Source organism: Chitinophaga sp., assembly GCF_035564935.1.
Lineage (GTDB): Bacteria > Bacteroidota > Bacteroidia > Chitinophagales > Chitinophagaceae > Chitinophaga.
Window position 1 is genome coordinate 1 of sequence record NZ_DATMTE010000308.1, and the last position, 2983, is coordinate 2983.

A 2983-nucleotide genomic window follows, 5' to 3' on the forward strand; every position below is an offset into this window, starting at 1 on the left:
GTCCATCTGTACAGGACCGCCGTAATAAACAGGAATATTACTGATCAATACCTCCGGCACAAGATCACTAAGCGTTTGATCAAACAACTTGTTAATCACAAAACCAAAACTGCCTTTTTCCTGGTATTCACAAAGAAGTACTACCGTGCGCGCAAAATTCGGATCTTTCAAAAATGGATCAGCTATCAGCAAAATGCCGGGCGACAAAGTTACCATAGACAAACAATTTTATAGCCTGTTCAAATTTAACTAAATGATTGAATAGTAAAGAAAAAAGAAAAAAAGAAGGAAAAAGTAAGGAAAATAAAAAAGGAGGCTAGAAAACCTCCTTACCATTTTATCAACCAAAATCTAAATCGCTTATGGAACGAATCCACATCGATGTATGTAGAAAGTTTAATTACTTTGTTATGATCCTTAACTAATCAAATTTAGTACCAGATTCTGAAGCAAAGGTAAGGAAAGAAGTATTAATAAAATCAGCAGCGCCCAGTTAAAATTACGTTAAAGGTGATATTGTATTGCGGAAATTAACCGCAGAGGCGGGATACCGTCAGGAATTTTGTATCATAGTTGCTATAGCAAACATCTTTTTTAACATATTTTAATATTTCTATGCACTTATCTTTGAGATAATTAAAGCCTGATAAAAACTTACATGATACCACTGAAGAAGATTTTCCCCGTTATCGTCGTACTGATCACACTGTCACTGCTCGGGATCATTTATATCCAGGTGAGCTGGATCAGAAGTGCCGTTGTCATTAAACAGGAACAGCTTTTTCAGCGCGCTATCAGCATGACCAATGATGTGTACAACGACATGATGTACCGGCGCCAGGCTGCAGTGATGTTTAAACTGGACGCCAAAGAGCCCCCTGTTACTACCAAAGGATTCAACCTGGATATTAACCGCGTGCCTTATCAGCCGCCGGCTGTGAGCGACTTTTTTACCGTACAGGAAGTGAGGCGTTGCATCCAGTCCAATATGAGGAAAAATCACCTCGATTCCACCAATTTTGAGTTCGCCATCCTTGGAATAGTACCCGGATCTGACCTGGCCAATATCAAGATGCAATCCGCCGGCTTTGTGCAGATGTATCATAAAAGCGAAGAAGACAGCCTGAAAAGGATCAACGACTATAAAGTACAGGTGATCAACCTCACCGAACAGAACGATTTCAGCCCCAGGGTAGAACGCCTGGTGATTGTGATGCCAGCCGACGATTCCGTGGCCAAACAGCTGGGTTTTATGATCTCAGGCGGGGTATTGTTCACCATGATCATTATCACCGCATTTGCCCTTACTATTCGTACTCTGCTGAACCAGAAAAAGCTATCGGAAATAAAATCCGACTTTATCAATAACATGACCCATGAACTGAAAACCCCCCTGGCTACTATTTCATTGGCCATTGATGCTATCAGGAATGAGAAAGTGATGTCAAAACCGGAAAAAATCCAGTATTTCTCCGGGATTATCAAGGAAGAAAACAAACGCATGAACAAGCAGGTGGAAAGCATCCTGCAATCTGCCCTCCTGGAAAAAGATGAAATAGCACTGAAACTCCAGGCCACGGATGTACACCATGTGATTGAAAATACAGCCAACAACCTCCAGTTACAGCTGGCGGCCAAGAACGGCTCGGTAACCCTTCAGCTGGATGCCATCAATCCTGTTATCATGGCAGATGATGTGCATTTCTCCAATCTCATCTTCAACCTCATGGATAATGCGATCAAATATTCCAACGATCAGCTGGAGATAAGGATACAAACCTACAACACCCGCAAAAGCCTGTTCATCGTGATTGCCGATAACGGTATCGGTATGAGCCGCGATACTATTTCACGTATCTTTGAAAAGTTCTACCGCGCACATACCGGCAATGTACATAACGTAAAAGGTTTCGGCCTTGGACTCACTTATGTTAAAGCCATTGTTGACGCACATAAAGGAAAAATTAAAGTGGAAAGCGTAGTGGGTAAAGGCAGTAAATTTACCATCGAATTTCCACAGGAATTAGATAAAGGCTAAAGCACATGATACTGAGCGAAAAAGAAATACAGCATTTTAAAAATCCTATCGCCGTTCCGGGCCTGGGCATCACCATGCAGGAAAAACTGAAGGAAGCCCGTGTACTGGTAGTAGGCGCCGGCGGACTCGGAAGTCCGGTGGTACAATACCTCAGCGCCAGCGGGGTAGGAGTGATCGGCATTGCGGACTATGGAGTGATCAACGATGAAGACATGCATCGGCAGCCCGTTTACCAGATGCAGGATATCCGCAAGCACAAAGCAAAAATGGCTGCCAGCCGCCTGTGGGCGGTGAACCCATATACAAAACATTATCCCATTCTCATGCAGGTAAAACCCGAAAGCATTAACATGATGCTGGTAGGATTTGACCTCGTGATCGACTGTACCCAGCACCTGCCCACCCACCTCGTGATCAATGATGCCTGCCTGGTACACAACAAACCGTTTATTACCGGGGAAGTACATAACTGGATGGCTTGGTTTGCCGGCTTTAATATGCCCATGCCCGATGGTACCTCCTCTGCCTCTTACCGTTGTGCATTACCACTTACGGAAGAATACCGCAATTTTGATGCAGGTGCGCTCGGTGCTACCCACGGCGCACTCGGCACCCAGATCGTTTGCGAAGTGATCAAATACCTGATCGGCGTTCCTTTGGGTATTGCAGGCAAATTCTATGGCATCGACTACCTGCACAACCAAACCATCGTGCATGATCTGCAGCCAGATACCGCTCTGATCGACAGCACCCGCGCTGCAGGTGTCCTCACCGCAGAAGAATACGGCCTGGAAATCGTTCCCGACGTGGAGGATTAGCTGCCTGCCCGCCTTCGGCGGGGAAATTGTCTTTTTGCAGGATTAAACTGATTAAACTGATTTCACTGATTTGATCAGTTTGGATTAAAAAGATTTTGGGAGATAAAAGCGAAATTATTCGCTTTTA

General features: G+C 44.5%; 3 protein-coding genes. 2 read left to right on the forward strand and 1 reads right to left on the reverse strand.

Features of this window, described 5'->3' with window-relative positions; translation table 11 throughout:
- The coding region (locus VN105_RS08260; protein ID WP_325639746.1) for a YqgE/AlgH family protein at nt 1-216 on the reverse strand (216 nt) is incomplete at its 3' end.
- A 442-nt stretch (nt 217-658) separates the two neighbouring features.
- Between VN105_RS08260 and VN105_RS08265 the strand changes: the two genes are divergently transcribed.
- On the forward strand, nt 659-2038 hold the full coding sequence (locus VN105_RS08265; protein ID WP_325639748.1) for a HAMP domain-containing sensor histidine kinase: 1380 nt from the start codon (nt 659-661) through the stop codon (nt 2036-2038).
- A 5-nt stretch (nt 2039-2043) separates the two neighbouring features.
- Nucleotides 2044-2856: a HesA/MoeB/ThiF family protein gene (locus VN105_RS08270; RefSeq protein WP_325639750.1), complete on the forward strand. Its 813-nt coding sequence runs from the start codon at nt 2044-2046 to the stop codon at nt 2854-2856.
- Nucleotides 2857-2983 lie beyond the last annotated feature (127 nt).

Bases quoted from the DNA above. Each gene is read 5' to 3' on its own strand.
- VN105_RS08265 (WP_325639748.1), top strand. From the start codon at position 659: ATGATACCACTGAAGAAGATTTTCCCCGTTATCGTCGTACTGATCACA.
- VN105_RS08270 (WP_325639750.1), top strand. From the start codon at position 2,044: ATGATACTGAGCGAAAAAGAAATACAGCATTTTAAAAATCCTATCGCC.